Source organism: Shewanella sp. M-Br (assembly GCF_036245925.1).
Lineage (GTDB): Bacteria > Pseudomonadota > Gammaproteobacteria > Enterobacterales > Shewanellaceae > Shewanella > Shewanella oncorhynchi.
In genome coordinates this window covers 1-14,739 of the sequence record NZ_BJBV01000039.1, presented here as the reverse complement: position 1 = coordinate 14,739, position 14,739 = coordinate 1, and the positions used below count along the sequence as shown (strand labels likewise).

Sequence of the window (14,739 nt, the reverse complement as noted above, 5' to 3'; positions counted from 1 at the left end):
TGAACAACAACACCTTTACATTTTGATCTAGCGCAAACTTCAACCTAGATACCCCCTAAGAGGTATATTTTTAGCAGGGTTAAATCACTAAGTTTGACCATGGAGATGTCGTGATTTACAACAATAATGCAACACGGAGATGAGATGATGAAGAAGATGACAGGTAAGTCCTTTGCACTGAGTGCACTGGTTGCCGCCAGCTTCATGGCAGCGGGCGCAATGGCGAGTGATAAAACAGAGCCTCGCAACGAAGTTTATAAAGATAAATTTAAGAATCAATACAGTAGCTGGCATGATACCGCTAAAAGTGAAGAACTCGTGGATGCACTTGCACAAGATCCTAATATGGTGATCCTGTGGGCTGGCTATGCATTCGCAAAAGATTACAACGCTCCTCGCGGCCATATGTATGCCGTGACCGACGTGCGTAATACCCTACGTACTGGTGCGCCGAAAAATGCGGAAGATGGTCCATTGCCTATGGCATGTTGGAGCTGTAAGAGCCCTGATGTACCTCGCTTAATTGAAGAGCAAGGTGAAGATGGCTACTTCAAAGGTAAATGGGCTAAGGGTGGCCCTGAAGTCACTAACACCATTGGCTGTGGTGATTGTCATGAAAAAGGCTCACCAAAACTGCGGATCTCTCGTCCTTATGTAGACCGTGCAATGGATGCTATCGGTACGCCATTTGATAAAGCTTCGAAGAAAGACAAGCAATCTATGGTGTGCGGTCAGTGCCACGTTGAATACTATTTTGAGAAAAAAGAAGACAAAAAAGGTTTCGTCAAATTCCCTTGGGATATGGGCATAACTGTTGACCAGATGGAAGTTTACTACGACGGTATCGAGTTCTCGGATTGGACTCATGCGCTGTCTAAAACACCTATGTTAAAAGCGCAACATCCAGAGTATGAAACGTGGAAACTGGGTATTCATGGTAAAAATAATGTCAGTTGTGTTGACTGCCATATGCCAAAAGTGACTAGCCCTGAAGGTAAGAAATTTACCGATCATAAAGTGGGTAATCCATTTGACCGTTTCGAAGAAACCTGTGCAACTTGCCATAGCCAAACGAAAGAATTCTTAGTTGGCGTCACTAATGAACGTAAAGCTAAAGTTAAAGAAATGAAACTGAAAGCGGAAGAGCAATTAGTGAAAGCGCACTTCGAAGCTGCTAAAGCGTGGGAATTGGGTGCAACTGAAGCTGAAATGAAGCCTATCTTGACCGATATCCGTCATGCTCAATGGCGCTGGGATTTAGCGATTGCTTCCCATGGTGTTGCTGCTCATGCTCCTGAAGAAGCCCTACGTGTTTTAGGTACTTCAGTGAATAAAGCTGCTGATGCTCGTGTGAAGTTAGCACAGTTATTAGCGAAAAAAGGCATCACAGATCCAATCGCTATTCCTGATATCTCTACTAAAGCTAAAGCACAAGCAGTCTTAGGTATGGACATGAAAAAGATGAATGCTGAGAAAGAAGCATTTAAGAAAGACATGTTACCTAAGTGGGATGAAGAAGCGAAAAAACGCGAAGCCACTTATAAATAATACTTAAGTAGACTTCAAAATAATAAAAAGCTCCTATATAAGGAGCTTTTTTATATCCTTTATTAAAGTGTAAATATTAAATTTTTATTTCAATTCTATATTTTTTGCATTAAGGTGTGCGCCGCTAGGAGAGCAGGTTCGTTTAAATTTAAATGGATATTAATGATAATGGAATAAGCAACACTGAGATTGTTTCTTCGTTATCTTCATCTTTTACTCCTAGCTTATAATCATATAAGGGAATACTTTGATGAAAAAAATTACCGCGCTAGCAATATTATTAGGTTTCGTAAGTGTTAATGCCGCTGCTGCACAAGATAATCCATATCAGCATGAAGCAGGCCTAAAATATAGCGCAAATTCTGAAGAGTTCAGCGATGGTCTGTGGAACGCGAATTATCGTTACTACATTAGCCCAGTTGACCAAACTAAAGGTCCTTATGCGCTTAATGGATTTTTAGCTCAAACGTCTAATGTTGGCGTTAATTACAGCAATTATGATGAATCAGATTTAGATACCATTGGTGTTGATGGCACTTATGTATTTGCTTCTAAATGGTTTATTGCTGCTAACTATCAACGTTCTGAAATCGGCAGTTTTGACTGGAACACTTACGGTGCAGAAGTCGGTTATTACTTCAATGATAGCTCTGCAGTATCTGCTTTCTATAACGATGGCAGCGATAGCATCGAAGAGTCATACGGTTTAAAAGTGCGTAGCTTTATTGCACTGCAATCAACTACAGGTGTTGATTTGAGCGCAAACTGGACACATCAAGATTCTGACGACACATTCAATTTAGGTGCTGATTGGTATGTGACTAAGTCATGGTCTGTTGGTCTAGGCTATACCGATGATGGTCATGACGATACTTTCGTATTGAAAACCGCTTATTGGTTACGTCTGTCTGATAGCTTCTCTGCAAACTTTGAGTTAGCTAGAGAATTAGATTCAGATGCTGATGGTGTATTTATTGGTTTAGGTTTGACTGGTCGTTTCTAATTTAATATATTTAACGATTTTTTAATATAAAGGTCACAAGTTAATGTGACCTTTATTATTTTACCCAAAATAAATTTAAGACTATTTTATCAGTTTTAATAATGCCCTAAAGCGCTCGCCTTGGGCTTGATGTTGTAATTCAAATAATAGCGATTCCACGTTAGTTAATAAGGCGCCTCTGGCCGTCATCATCTGAATACCCAGTTTTTTATTATCGGCACTGCGTGACGAGACGCCATCTGCGACGAGATGCACCGAATATTGCTGTTCGATAAGGTCACAACAGGTTTGGTAAACACACACATGGGTTTCAATACCCGCCAGTATGACGTGTTTGCGATTCGTCTTAGTTAATGCCTTTGCAAACGCGTCACAGTGCCAGCCACTAAAATGCTGCTTGGCAATGGGTGAGCTGGTTTTCGCAAGTAAGGTTTGCAGCTCAGGGCTAGTTGCTCCGAGTTTATCGGGTAGCTGTTCTAACCACAGTATGGGAATTTCAAATAATTGTGCGCCTTGGATTAAGGTCTGTAGTTGTTGATGCAGCTTGTCACTGTTATCCATGATTTGTGCAAGTTTTCCTTGCACATCGACGATAACGAGAACACATTCTTCTGGTTTTAACATCGGGCCTTCCTTCTGCGCTTGATGATTGTCTTAGTGATGATCTTCGCTTTTGTCTAAGAGCTTGTGTTGCGATGCTCAGATTTCATCTCGATTTACGCTTCCCCCAGTAGACCCTAATTTAACCTTGTTACCAATAGGCCTAAGGTCGAATAGCTGTCGCACTTAAACTGCTCACTAAAAGAGTGCACCGCACCAGTTCGTGCTCGATTATGGTGCGTTTTTAACCTTAAAAAATAGTGTTAAACAATTTAAACCAATAATAATCAATAGATTAAATTGTTGGCCTAATGATTGAATTACCTTTGATACAAGTTAATAACAATCGCGTTTTTTTGGAGGTCAGGATGAAACTAGTCAGCGCTATCATCAAGCCGTTTAAGTTGGATGATGTCCGTGAAGCTATCGCCGGAATTGGTATTGAGGGCATGACGGTGACCGAAGTGAAAGGTTTTGGCCGTCAGAAAGGGCATACAGAGTTGTATCGCGGCGCCGAGTATCAGGTGGATTTTTTGCCAAAAGTAAAACTAGAAATTGCCACTAAGGCTGAAAATCTCGACATGTTGATTGAGGCGATTACCACTGCGGCCCATACGGGGAAAATTGGTGACGGTAAGATCTTCGTCGTTGATTTAGAACATGCTATCCGTATCCGTACGGGTGAACTTGATACTGAAGCGCTATAAGGGGCTGACAATGGAAGAATTAACGAAATTAGGCGGCACAGTCACTGAACTACGCTTTGCACTCGATACCTTTTACTTTTTGATTTCTGGCGCTTTAGTCATGTGGATGGCGGCGGGATTCGCTATGTTAGAAGCGGGTTTAGTTCGCTCTAAAAATACCACTGAAATTTTAACTAAGAACGTTGTGCTGTACGCGATTGCCTGTGTGATGTATCTGTTGGTTGGCTACAACATCATGTATGTGGATAACACTGAAGGTGGTTGGTTACCGTCAATTGGCACCTTAATTGGTTCGCAATCAGCAGATGCGAGCCATGCATTAGAATCTGACTTCTTCTTCCAAGTTGTATTTGTGGCAACGGCGATGTCAATTGTCTCTGGTGCTGTGGCGGAACGGATGAAGTTGTGGGCTTTCTTGTTCTTTTCTGTGGTGATGACAGCGGTTATCTATCCAGTAGAAGGTTATTGGACTTGGGGCCAAGGTTTTATCGCTAAACTGGGCTTTGTAGACTTTGCTGGTAGCGGTATTGTGCATATGACGGGGGCGACCGCGGCGATTGCTGGCGTAATATTGCTCGGTGCGCGTAAGGGGAAATACGGGCCTAATGGTCAAGTGAATCCTATTCCAGGCTCTAACTTGCCAATGGCAACCTTAGGTATGTTTATTCTTTGGATGGGCTGGTTTGGCTTTAACGGCGGATCGCAATTAATGGTGTCGGATGCGGCGAATGCAAGCTCAGTGGCGAAAGTGTTTGTGAATACCAATACCGCAGCGGCTTTTGGTGCCATCTCAGCTCTTATCGTGTGTAAGATGATTTGGGGTAAAGCGGATTTGACCATGATCCTTAACGGTATTTTGGCTGGATTAGTGGCGATTACGGCCGATCCTCTCTCGCCTTCATTGTTAATGGCGGGTGTGATTGGTTTAGTGGCGGGCGGCGTGGTGGTGTTCTCGATTGTGGGCTTAGATCGCATTAAGATCGACGATCCCGTCGGTGCGATTTCAGTACACGGTGTGGCTGGTTTCCTTGGCTTAATGTGTGTGCCATTATCCAATGCCAATGCAACTATTACCGGACAGTTGACGGGGGCAGCGATCATTTTCACTTGGGTGTTCTGCTCATCATTTGCTGTCTGGTATGTGATTAAGATAACCATGGGGATCCGTGTGACTGAGGAAGAAGAATACAACGGTATGGATGCTTCTGACTGCGGTATTGATGCCTATCCTGAGTTTGTTACGGTCAAAAATGCGGGCTGATTAAACTTGCACATTAACGCGTGATTCACCTTGATGCTTAGCTTGGATCGAGGGATAGTGAAGCAGAGCCTAGGCTCTGCTTTTTTATGGGTAATCACTGTGATTGAAGTTTAAGCACAGGGTAATAAGCTTAATTACTGAGCAATTCTGTTTTCTTGCATAAATTAAGGAGTGTTCTATGAGCTTGAATATAAAAACAATAGGTCAATTTTTGCGACTAAGTCTTATCGTCATTTCTGGCTGGATATCGGTTTCTGCCTTTGCAGGAGAAGTGATCGTTAATCGCTCAAGTGAGCCTGTCGATGCCTTTGCCGTGCGTGATCAAGTGCTCAAGGATTTTGAATGGCAGGAGTCGCTTCGTCGCCAGCAGCAAATCCAAATTCTGCAGGCTTTACCCTCAGGTTGCGTTACGGTCATGAAACCCTATCGACATTTTACCTGTGGAGAGCATAACTATCGGCCGTATGATTATCAGCAGCGTGAGTTATACATAGAAGTTGACCGACCTTCACAATAGTTAATTCGTTAAATTATTTGCAATTATTTTCAATCGATCGCGATTATCATTTTTTGTAACCATTTTATGTCGTCTTTTTCACCATTTGTAATAAGCTCAAATAGGAGCTAATGGTGTGGGAGGGCGTATGTCGAAACTATTCCGAGCCGTATACTTGAGTACGATCTTGAGCGTTGTATTCAGTCAATTGTTTGCTTGTAGCTCGACGACCATTGAGCCTAATCCGTCGGATCTTGAGTCGTTACTTGCCGATTCACTGTTTACCCCTGTGGCCGATATACCTTCTGTTGCGGATATCTTTTATCTGCCACCCGAGGTTGTGACAGACGTAAAACGTCGCTATGGGATATACACTTTGTCACACAATAACAACATGTTAGCCAATGAATGGTTAGCTAGTTATATCAATGCGAGTCAAACCAATAGCGCTAACATTGATTTTCGATATCAAGATAATCTGACCCAAATTGCCCGTGAAACCTACGCCCAAAAGGCGGGTAATTGCATGTCTTTAGTGGTCATGACTTCTGCGTTAGCGGACATATTGAATGTGAGTGCTGAGTATCAAGATATTGCGATAGAACCCGTATGGGATAAGCAAGGTGATTTCTATTTAATCAATGGGCATGTGAATTTACGCTTACTTCCACCTGAAAACGCACATTCAGTTTATGTGTCATCTGCCGCAGTTTTAGTGGACTTTATGCCGGAGCGAGCTCTACGGGGATACGGTAAAACCCAAGTGGATCGGCAGACCTTAATCAGTATGTTTTACAACAACATGGCGGCAGAGTCTTTGGTGAACGGTGATTTAGACAGGGCCTATGCCTTGATCGAAGCGGGTTTAAAAGTCGGCCAGTTTGTTCCTTCACTCAACACGCTCGCCATTATTTACCGGCATAAAGGTGATGAAAAGCGGGCCGAACAGGTTTATCGCTATGCACTCAAGTTTGATGCGAAGAATCTGACAACGCTTTATAACTTAGCCTTGATTTTAGGGGAGCAGGGGCGGCTTGATGAATGGGCCGAAATTAATAAAGTGCTTGAATTAGCGCGAATACGTAATCCCTATTATTACTATGACATGGGGCAGCAAGCCTATGATGAGCATCAATACGACGAGGCCTTGGCTTGGTATCAAAGGGCGTTGGCAAAAGCGGATTATCGTCATGAGTTCTTCTTCGGTTTATCTAAAACCTACTGGGCGCTGGGGGATGAAAAGCGTGCCAAACTGAATATGGATAAAGCCTTGGCTTTGAGCCGAGATGAGTCAGAGCGTCAACGCTATCAGAGCAAGTTACAAGTCATGTTACAGCATTAGCATTTGCCCGCTCTTTTCTATAGAGAGCTGGCCATCAATTAAGCTTATTACGGGTAAACATCTTTGCTTGCTAACATAGGGCGCCTAAATACACTTGCAGCAAATATGTTTATTCCTTTTTATCCGCCATATTCGATTTTGTTCATCAAGGCTGTGAGTTAGCTGGCATATTTGAATTTTGATTTTTTTAAAATATATTAAAACAATAAGTTATATTTGATTTTTTGAAATGGAGACAACTTGGTTGCATTGGCGCCTGAGACTCGATAAATTGAACTCAGTATTGCAGTTGAGATCCCTTATCGCAGCGATAGAAATAGCCTAAAACACCAGCGTTGGAGCAGTAAAATTATGTATTACCAAAATGATGACGTTCGCATTAAAGAAGTAAAAGAGTTACTTCCACCTATCGCGATTCTTGAACGATTTCCTGCTTCCGAAAAAGCCTCTGCGACTGTGTTTAATGCGCGTAATAGTATCCATAATATTCTGGCTAAGTCTGATGATCGTCTATTAGTGGTGATTGGGCCTTGTTCTATCCACGATCCCAAAGCTGCGTTGGAATATGGACAGCGTTTGGTCTCACTGCGTGAACGTTATAAAGATCAACTCGAAATTGTGATGCGAGTGTATTTTGAAAAACCAAGAACCACAGTGGGTTGGAAGGGGCTGATTAACGATCCTTACATGGATAACAGCTTTAAACTCAATGATGGTTTACGCACCGCCCGTAAATTATTAGTGGATTTGAACGACAGCGGTATGCCAACTGCGGGTGAGTTTCTTGACATGATCACCCCACAATATATGGCTGATTTAATGTGCTGGGGAGCCATTGGTGCCCGTACGACAGAATCTCAAGTACACAGAGAGTTAGCCTCGGGTCTTTCTTGTCCGGTCGGTTTTAAAAATGGTACTGATGGCACGATTAAAGTTGCTATTGATGCGATAGGTGCTGCCAATGCACCACACCATTTTTTATCTGTGACTAAGTTGGGCCATTCGGCGATCGTTTCGACTAAGGGCAATCCTGATTGCCACATTATTTTACGGGGTGGCCGCGAGCCCAATTATAGCGCGCCGCATGTCACTGAGATTAGCCAGCAATTGTTAAAAGCAAAGCTTGCCGACAACATCATGATCGACTTTAGCCATGCGAATAGTAGTAAAGAGTATCAACGTCAGTTAGTGGTTGCTGAAGATGTCGCTGGTCAAGTGGCGGCGGGAAATACTGCTATTTTTGGTGTTATGGTAGAAAGCCATTTAGTGGAAGGTCGTCAAGATCTTATTGAAGGTCAAGAGTTATGCTATGGGCAGAGTATTACCGATGCGTGTATTGGTTGGGATGATACCGAGCGTCTATTAGCCATTTTGAACCAAAGCATTATCGAACGCCGTCAGGTTTAATTGTCTGCTCGAGCGAACATAAACCGCAACTATACCTGAGTTAGCCGTTAACGATTGCGGGTTAAGTAAAAACAAAGGCGCTATCCTGGCGCCTTTGTTTTATCTATTTATTGCTTATTTCAACAATGTATTCATTTGCTTTGGCTAAGCTACCAAAGGCGGCAATAAGGTTGTTTCTACCTTTATCTTGTATCTCTGGATTGCCTGATTCGATCATCATCCACACCCAAGTTTGGATCAGTGGTAATGGCGGGTATTGAACTTTAGCGGAATCCAACATAAAGCTTCCTTTGATCTTAATTTAATTTGTTTATCTTAATATTCTCGCTAGAACTTGGGCGTATGAATCGCAAAATCTAGCGCGTAGAGGTTAACAAATTCTATTGATTTGTATAACCGCCTCCATGGCATTTTGGGCAAAACGGCAAAAATAATCAACAGCAGCAACTTTGTGCCAAGCCTTCTTCCATTGCACTCTTATCCTCTTACATACGGCTCTGAGGTTAAGTAAAACGGTACATGCCTGAACACAAATTAGTATAAATTCATTTATTGTGAATACGCCAGTGCAATGCGTAAGTATGATGTTTTGGCTTTAAATACAATCAAAATAGCAGATGAGTATGTCGTGAATAAGTCTATTTGTCTGTCAGGAAAATCTGATTGATTTTATTCAGACTTTGCTAGTTTCGCTTAGCTTATGTCCGGTGTGAACTGTTACAATTGGCATAACTCATTCAAGGTTATGTCCTATGCGCCCAACGTTATATTTTGAAGGTCCAGTCGATAAATTAAACTGGCACGTCATGAAACTGCTTTGGCCTTACTTATTGGAATACAAAGGCCGTATTGCGTTGGCGATGTCATGCCTCATCATCGCTAAGCTGACCAGCGTGGCTCTGCCTTTTATTCTGAAGCATTTGGTCGACACCTTAGATGCCGATAAAACTGCGCAAGCCCTCAGTGTGCCCGTAGGATTAGTGTTGGCCTATGGCGCGGTACGTTTACTAACGGCGATTACGGGGGAGATCCGCGATACCTTGTTTGGCCGCGTAACCGAGCGGGCGATCCGCCGTTTAGGCTTAGCAGTATTCGACCATTTACACCGACTGGACCTCGACTTTCATCTAGAGCGCAAAACCGGCGGCCTATCCCGCGATATTGAACGCGGCACCAGCGGCGTGAGTTTCCTCATGCGTTTTATGGTGTTCAACATAGTGCCAACCTTGCTCGAAATTGTCATGGTGATCGGCATTTTCTTTTATAACTACGGCATTGCGTTTGCGGCAATCACTTTTGTTGCTGTGCTGGCTTATATTATTTTTTCTGTGGTCGCGACCGAATGGCGTACTGAGTATGTACGTGATGCGGCCAAGGCTGACTCGTTATCGAATACCCGCGCCATCGACAGCTTGCTGAACTATGAAACGGTGAAGTATTTTAATAATGAAAAGTATGAGTCGCAGCGCTATGACCAAGCGCTTGAACAGTGGGAAGTCGCTAAGCGTAAGAATCGTTTATCTTTGTTTGCGCTCAATGGTGGACAAGCTGTGATTATCGCTTTGGCGATGACGGCTATGATGGCGCTGGCGGCATACAGAGTCACCTATGGCGATATGACCTTAGGTGATTTTGTGTTGATTAATGCGTTTATGATGCAGCTCTTTTTACCCCTTAACTTCTTAGGTTTTGTGTATCGCGAAATTCGCGGCGCGTTAGCCAATATTGAGCGCATGTTTAGCTTGCTCGATAAACATCCTATGATAGTCGACTTACCCCAAGCACTCGATTTTCAACCCACTAAGGGTGAGTTGATATTTGAAAATGTTAATTTTAGCTACGATGAGCGGCAAATTCTGCGGGACGTGAGCTTTAAGGTTGAAGCCGGTAAAAAGGTGGCTGTTGTAGGTGATAGTGGTGCAGGTAAATCGACCCTGATTAAACTGCTGTTTCGATTTTACGATGTGGACCAAGGTGCGATTAAAATCGATGGACAAGATATCCGCCATCTCACCCAAGATGCGCTGCGGCGTGCCATCGCCATAGTGCCGCAGGATACCGTGCTGTTTAACGATTCATTAGTCGAAAACATACGTTATGGTCGCCCAAGCGCGACGGATGAAGAGGTGCGTAACGCGATTAAATTAGCGCACTTAGAGCAATTTATTGCATCACTTGCCCTTGGTTGGGACACAAAGGTGGGTGAGCGCGGCTTAAAACTCTCTGGCGGAGAAAAACAGCGTGTCGCGATAGCAAGGGCCATTTTGAAGGGCTCGCCAGTGCTGGTGTTTGATGAGGCGACATCTTCACTCGATAGTCGCTCCGAGCAAGCTATTTTGTCGGCACTGCGGGAAGTCGCTAAGGGGCACACTAGCCTAGTGGTGGCTCATAGGTTATCGACCATAGTCGATGCCGATCAAATAGTCGTATTAAGCCAAGGAGAAATAGTTGAGCAAGGTAATCATCAGACTTTGCTGTTGGCAAATGGTCTCTATGCCAAATTATGGCGGATACAAAATGAGCAACAACATACTCCTCTGAGCAGTTAATAGCGTAATACAGTTCAGTCTTTATTCAGCTTCGGCTCTCTATACTCAATGCCAACACATCAATCGGAAGAGATCTGGCATGGAAAATATTACACTGAGAGCTAATATTGAAGGCAAAGAAGAAAAAGTCGCCACTGATTGGTATGCCATCATGGCGACATTGAAAAAACGTGGTGTTGATTATGATTCATTGCAACGTATTCATGCTGAATTGAATGCGGGCCTGTTGGTTACAACTCGGCGACTTACCTTGGCTAAAGTCAATCCAGAAATGGTGCTGGCAGGTGTGATCCGCGATATGAACGCGCCGACAAGTGACTTTATGGGTATGCGTTAGGTGTGTTCGCTAGTGCTTTAGTACAGTTTAGGTGAGAACGTACGAGAATAGAGGTGAGCCTCTATTCTTGATGCTCTAGAGAGACTCCAGAGATAAAATATGACTGAATTAAGCTACGCCGTTCAGCTTCCCCGCTTTCCAACCTTCACATAAAAGATTCAATTTAGGTACTGACTCATCTATCAAAGTGAGTCGAATGATCTGCCCTTCGCGAAAACACACCAGTTCACCTTCGATCTCGGTCAGGCGATTACAGCTCTTACAGCTAGTGCTTACAGTTTTACTGGCGGGCAGTTGGCTTACGAAGCTAGATTTCAAAGTGTTTCCTTAAGTTCAATTGTGGGTAAGACATTTGAATAATGTCTCACGTCACGGATCTTACCTCTTTTGTGATACGCATTCAAATATACCTTATGTAAACCCTATATAAACGAAAGTTGTATTCGCCATTAACCGCGAGGGTTCGCGGCTACTTATCCATATGTGCATAGTATTTATCGAGTGAAATGGATAAACCGCTATCGAGTACAATTCGGACATGTGAGGGTTTGAGTTGTCTTGGTTCTGTCACTCCGCAAGAGTGCGCAATTAAGGCTAAGTCATGGTGTAAATTATGATTATAGTTAGCAACACGAGCCGATTTATCCCTAGGATCGAGTCCTTGTTGTAGCTTGGGATTGTGCGTTGTGATGCCCGTTGGGCAGGTATCTCTATTGCACTGTAAGGCTTGAATACAACCTAGGGCGAACATATTGCCGCGGGCCGATGCGATGAAGTCTGCACCTAATGCTAAAGCCCAAGCGACTCTTGATGGCACTATGAGTTTACCCGAAGCGATGACTTTGATGCGTTTACGCAAGCCTCGTTGGATCAAGACATTAACTAGGATTGGTAAGCTTTCCTTCAGTGGTAATCCGACATAATCCATTAAAGGTTGTGGTGCAGCGCCTGTGCCGCCATCGGCACTGTCTAAAGTAAAGAAGTCGGGGGCAGAGTCTTCGCCACGACGTTCGATTTCATCACATAAATCTTCGAGCCACTGTACGTCACCGAGTACGGCCTTAATGCCCGTTGGTTTACCGGTAACTTCACGTACTCGTTCAACCATATCCAAAATATCGTTCACGGATTTGAATTCAATATGACCATTAGGGCTAATAGAGTCATAACCCTGAGGAATACCGCGGATATGGGCAATTTCAGCTGTGACTTTGATCCCTGGTAAAATGCCACCTTTACCCGGTTTAGCCCCTTGACTCATTTTAATTTCAAACATTTTGACTTCGGGATGAATGGCTATCGACTTGAGCTTTTCATCGTCTAAATGTCCGTGCTCATTACGTACACCGTATTTGGCTGTTCCAATTTGAAAGACGATATCGCAGCCACCTTTTAGATGATAAGGGCTCAAGCCGCCTTCACCTGTGTTAAGCCAGCAACCCGCCTGCGCTGCACCGTGGGAAAGGGCGGTAATTGCTGGGCGCGATAGAGCCCCAAAGCTCATGGCTGAAATATGACAAATAGCTTGAGTCGTATAGGGTTGGCGGCAATTGGTGCCAATTGTCAGTGGATGAATGGGTGTGATCTCTTCATCTTGGGTTGGGAAGGCGGTATTCATAAACATAATGGTACCAGCATTATCTAAGGGGCGAGTTGAACCAAAGGCGATAGTTCTATCGACATTTTTAGCCGCGCGGTAAACCCAACTGCGTTCTGCACGGTTGAATGGCAGTTCTTCTCTGTCTTGGGCGAAAAAGTATTGTCTAAAGAACTCGCCTTGTTTCTCGAACAGATACCGAAAGCGACCAATTACTGGGTAGTTATGTCTTACCGCTTGTTTGGTCTGCATTTTATCTGCGATATACATGTAAATAACCGCGAGTACAGCGAGTCCTATTACAATCAAAAACAGCCCTGAAAATAGATCGAGTCCCCACATAAACCAATTGAGTTCACTCATGTTATTTATCCTTATTCTTGTCCGTAACGGGTGGCGATCAAGCTCGCAGGTTGGTCATCATTAAGAGAGAGTAAAAACAGCTGGCTATAGTCATCTTCGCTGATCGCTTGGATCTCTGGTCCGCCAAGGGCTTTAATGATCAGTGGGACAGTGTTTGAATGCCCAACGATGAGTGTATTGCCCTTTACAGCATGCACTTGTTCGACAATGTGTTGAATATGTCCTTCGATAGGTTTGGCTGCTTCTACTATCGTCACAGGTAAGTGGCGAGCCTCGGCGATGGGCGCGAGTGTTTGTTGGGTTCTTAGGTATTGAGTCGCAATAAGTTGCGACAGCGGCGTGCGGCTCAAGGCAGTGATCAGTGATGCTGCGCGTATTTCTCCCTTGGGTGATAACTGCGGGTTATTGGCTGGCGTGTCGGCTTTTTCGGCATGTCTGACTAAAATAATTAGTCTGCTCTCCGCATGAGCTTGGCTAATGGGAGTAAAGCCGAGGCAAGTGAATATGACGAGGCTTGTTAGCAGGCTAAAGCGTTTTATATTGATACCCAGATTATGCTTAAAATAGTGCTTAAGGATTAGTGTAAACTCGTGAAAGCGGAAATGACTCAAACTGCGGCCTGCTGCCATGGTGTAACATCCTTTTCTATTGGCTTATGTCTAAGCTCAGCGATAGTAATGATCTGCATTGCGGTGGGTTGGCGCTTTATGCACCTTATTAAAGAATGAACCCACTTAATTTATGTGGGCCTTATCATGGCCTTGTGGTCAGATGGTACTTCAATTCTAAAAATTACTAAAGCTGGTTAAATTTTGGTCGATAATTAAGTCGACCCGAATTGAATGGATAGTCATCATGGAAATCAATAAACCCCCTCAAGTGCAAAGTACTCCTTTGCCACAGAAAAAATATGCTGAAAACACGGCGTCTAAGGGCACCGAAGTGAGTGATTCGAAGGACGCGAAAGCCACATCGAGGCAAACGGCATACCAGACAAGTAAGTTATTAATGAATCAAGCGATTTTATCGGCGCAGCAAGAGGTAAACATTAAGTCAGGCGATCAGTCTATGACCTTGCTCTATCGTGCTGCTATTGATGCCATAAACAAAGAGCTAGCGCCTACTATGGGCGAAAACGCGACTCAAACCGCTTATGATAATGGCGTTGATATGTCTCCAGAGGCCACAGCTGATCGCATTGTGAATTTTGCGACTAAATTCTTTGGGATTCATCAGCAGCAACATTCAGGTATGAGCTTAGATGAACAACTCGATAGCTTTATGGGGATTATTGGCGGTGCCATCGACAATGGCTTTAAAGAGGCTAAAGATATTCTGTCCGGCCTTAAAGTATTACAGGGTGATATTGCCGATGGTGTCGATAAAACCTACAGCTTAGTGCAAGAGGGGCTGCAAGCCTTTAGAGATAGCTTTAACAAGAAGACTGATGAGACAGCATCGAGTCCGAGTTAATACCTCAGTATTTTCAGTTCTATATTCAGCGTTATAGTCATAAGCCCCTTATATAA

The 14,739-nt window shown here is 43.7% G+C and carries 15 protein-coding genes; 10 read left to right on the top strand and 5 right to left on the bottom strand.

Going from position 1 to position 14,739, the window contains the following annotated elements; translation table 11 throughout:
* Positions 1 to 144 precede the first annotated feature (144 nt).
* A complete protein-coding gene (nrfA, locus tag AAA952_RS21780; RefSeq protein ID WP_338259561.1) occupies positions 145 to 1,548 on the top strand; it encodes an ammonia-forming nitrite reductase cytochrome c552 subunit in 1,404 nt (467 codons plus the stop codon).
* A 250-nt stretch (positions 1,549 to 1,798) separates the two neighbouring features.
* Positions 1,799 to 2,551 (top strand): putative porin, encoded by a 753-nt coding sequence (locus AAA952_RS21775; RefSeq protein WP_006080141.1) that lies wholly within the window; start codon positions 1,799 to 1,801, stop codon positions 2,549 to 2,551.
* 81 nt (positions 2,552 to 2,632) lie between these two features.
* On the opposite strand, the gene AAA952_RS21770 is transcribed toward AAA952_RS21775, so the two are convergent.
* A complete protein-coding gene (locus AAA952_RS21770; protein ID WP_168824640.1) occupies positions 2,633 to 3,175 on the bottom strand; it encodes a hydrolase in 543 nt (180 codons plus the stop codon).
* Positions 3,176 to 3,519: 344 nt separating this feature from the next.
* On the opposite strand from AAA952_RS21770, the gene AAA952_RS21765 reads away from it, so the two are divergent.
* The 5 genes from AAA952_RS21765 (at position 3,520) to aroG (ending at position 8,364) form a co-directional block, all read left to right on the top strand.
* On the top strand, positions 3,520 to 3,858 hold the full coding sequence (locus tag AAA952_RS21765) for a P-II family nitrogen regulator (RefSeq protein ID WP_028761800.1): 339 nt from the start codon (positions 3,520 to 3,522) through the stop codon (positions 3,856 to 3,858).
* A 10-nt stretch (positions 3,859 to 3,868) separates the two neighbouring features.
* Positions 3,869 to 5,119: an ammonium transporter gene (locus AAA952_RS21760; RefSeq protein ID WP_028761801.1), complete on the top strand. Its 1,251-nt coding sequence runs from the start codon at positions 3,869 to 3,871 to the stop codon at positions 5,117 to 5,119.
* Positions 5,120 to 5,297: 178 nt separating this feature from the next.
* Complete coding sequence (locus AAA952_RS21755) at positions 5,298 to 5,636, top strand: hypothetical protein (RefSeq protein WP_263163583.1); 339 nt, start codon at positions 5,298 to 5,300, stop codon at positions 5,634 to 5,636.
* Positions 5,637 to 5,763: 127 nt separating this feature from the next.
* Positions 5,764 to 6,957, top strand: a complete 1,194-nt coding sequence (locus AAA952_RS21750) for a tetratricopeptide repeat protein (RefSeq protein WP_338259555.1) — start codon at positions 5,764 to 5,766, stop codon at positions 6,955 to 6,957.
* Between the two features lie 351 nt (positions 6,958 to 7,308).
* Positions 7,309 to 8,364 carry a 3-deoxy-7-phosphoheptulonate synthase AroG gene (aroG, locus tag AAA952_RS21745; RefSeq protein ID WP_131525191.1) on the top strand — a complete coding sequence of 352 codons (1,056 nt, stop codon included), beginning with the start codon at positions 7,309 to 7,311 and terminating at the stop codon, positions 8,362 to 8,364.
* 103 nt (positions 8,365 to 8,467) lie between these two features.
* On the opposite strand, the gene AAA952_RS21740 is transcribed toward aroG, so the two are convergent.
* Positions 8,468 to 8,644, bottom strand: coding sequence for a hypothetical protein (locus tag AAA952_RS21740; RefSeq protein ID WP_105250227.1), 177 nt, complete (start codon positions 8,642 to 8,644; stop codon positions 8,468 to 8,470).
* Between the two features lie 472 nt (positions 8,645 to 9,116).
* Between AAA952_RS21740 and AAA952_RS21735 the strand changes: the two genes are divergently transcribed.
* Both AAA952_RS21735 and AAA952_RS21730 read left to right on the top strand, forming a co-directional pair.
* Entirely contained in the window at positions 9,117 to 10,913 is a 1,797-nt protein-coding gene (locus AAA952_RS21735; RefSeq protein ID WP_263182490.1) for an ABCB family ABC transporter ATP-binding protein/permease, read from the top strand.
* Between the two features lie 79 nt (positions 10,914 to 10,992).
* A complete protein-coding gene (locus AAA952_RS21730; protein WP_105250225.1) occupies positions 10,993 to 11,250 on the top strand; it encodes a hypothetical protein in 258 nt (85 codons plus the stop codon).
* A gap of 108 nt (positions 11,251 to 11,358) precedes the next feature.
* On the opposite strand, the gene AAA952_RS21725 is transcribed toward AAA952_RS21730, so the two are convergent.
* The 3 genes from AAA952_RS21725 to AAA952_RS21715 form a co-directional block, all read right to left on the bottom strand.
* On the bottom strand, positions 11,359 to 11,568 hold the full coding sequence (locus AAA952_RS21725; RefSeq protein WP_105250224.1) for a hypothetical protein: 210 nt from the start codon (positions 11,566 to 11,568) through the stop codon (positions 11,359 to 11,361).
* A gap of 151 nt (positions 11,569 to 11,719) precedes the next feature.
* Positions 11,720 to 13,210 (bottom strand): FMN-binding glutamate synthase family protein, encoded by a 1,491-nt coding sequence (locus AAA952_RS21720; RefSeq protein ID WP_105250223.1) that lies wholly within the window; start codon positions 13,208 to 13,210, stop codon positions 11,720 to 11,722.
* Positions 13,211 to 13,221: 11 nt separating this feature from the next.
* Positions 13,222 to 13,839, bottom strand: a complete 618-nt coding sequence (locus tag AAA952_RS21715) for a SixA phosphatase family protein (RefSeq protein ID WP_263167803.1) — start codon at positions 13,837 to 13,839, stop codon at positions 13,222 to 13,224.
* A gap of 226 nt (positions 13,840 to 14,065) precedes the next feature.
* Here AAA952_RS21715 and AAA952_RS21710 point away from each other — a divergent pair, with 226 nt between their 5' ends.
* Positions 14,066 to 14,683 (top strand): DUF5610 domain-containing protein, encoded by a 618-nt coding sequence (locus tag AAA952_RS21710; protein WP_263204105.1) that lies wholly within the window; start codon positions 14,066 to 14,068, stop codon positions 14,681 to 14,683.
* The last annotated feature ends 56 nt before the right edge of the window (positions 14,684 to 14,739 follow it).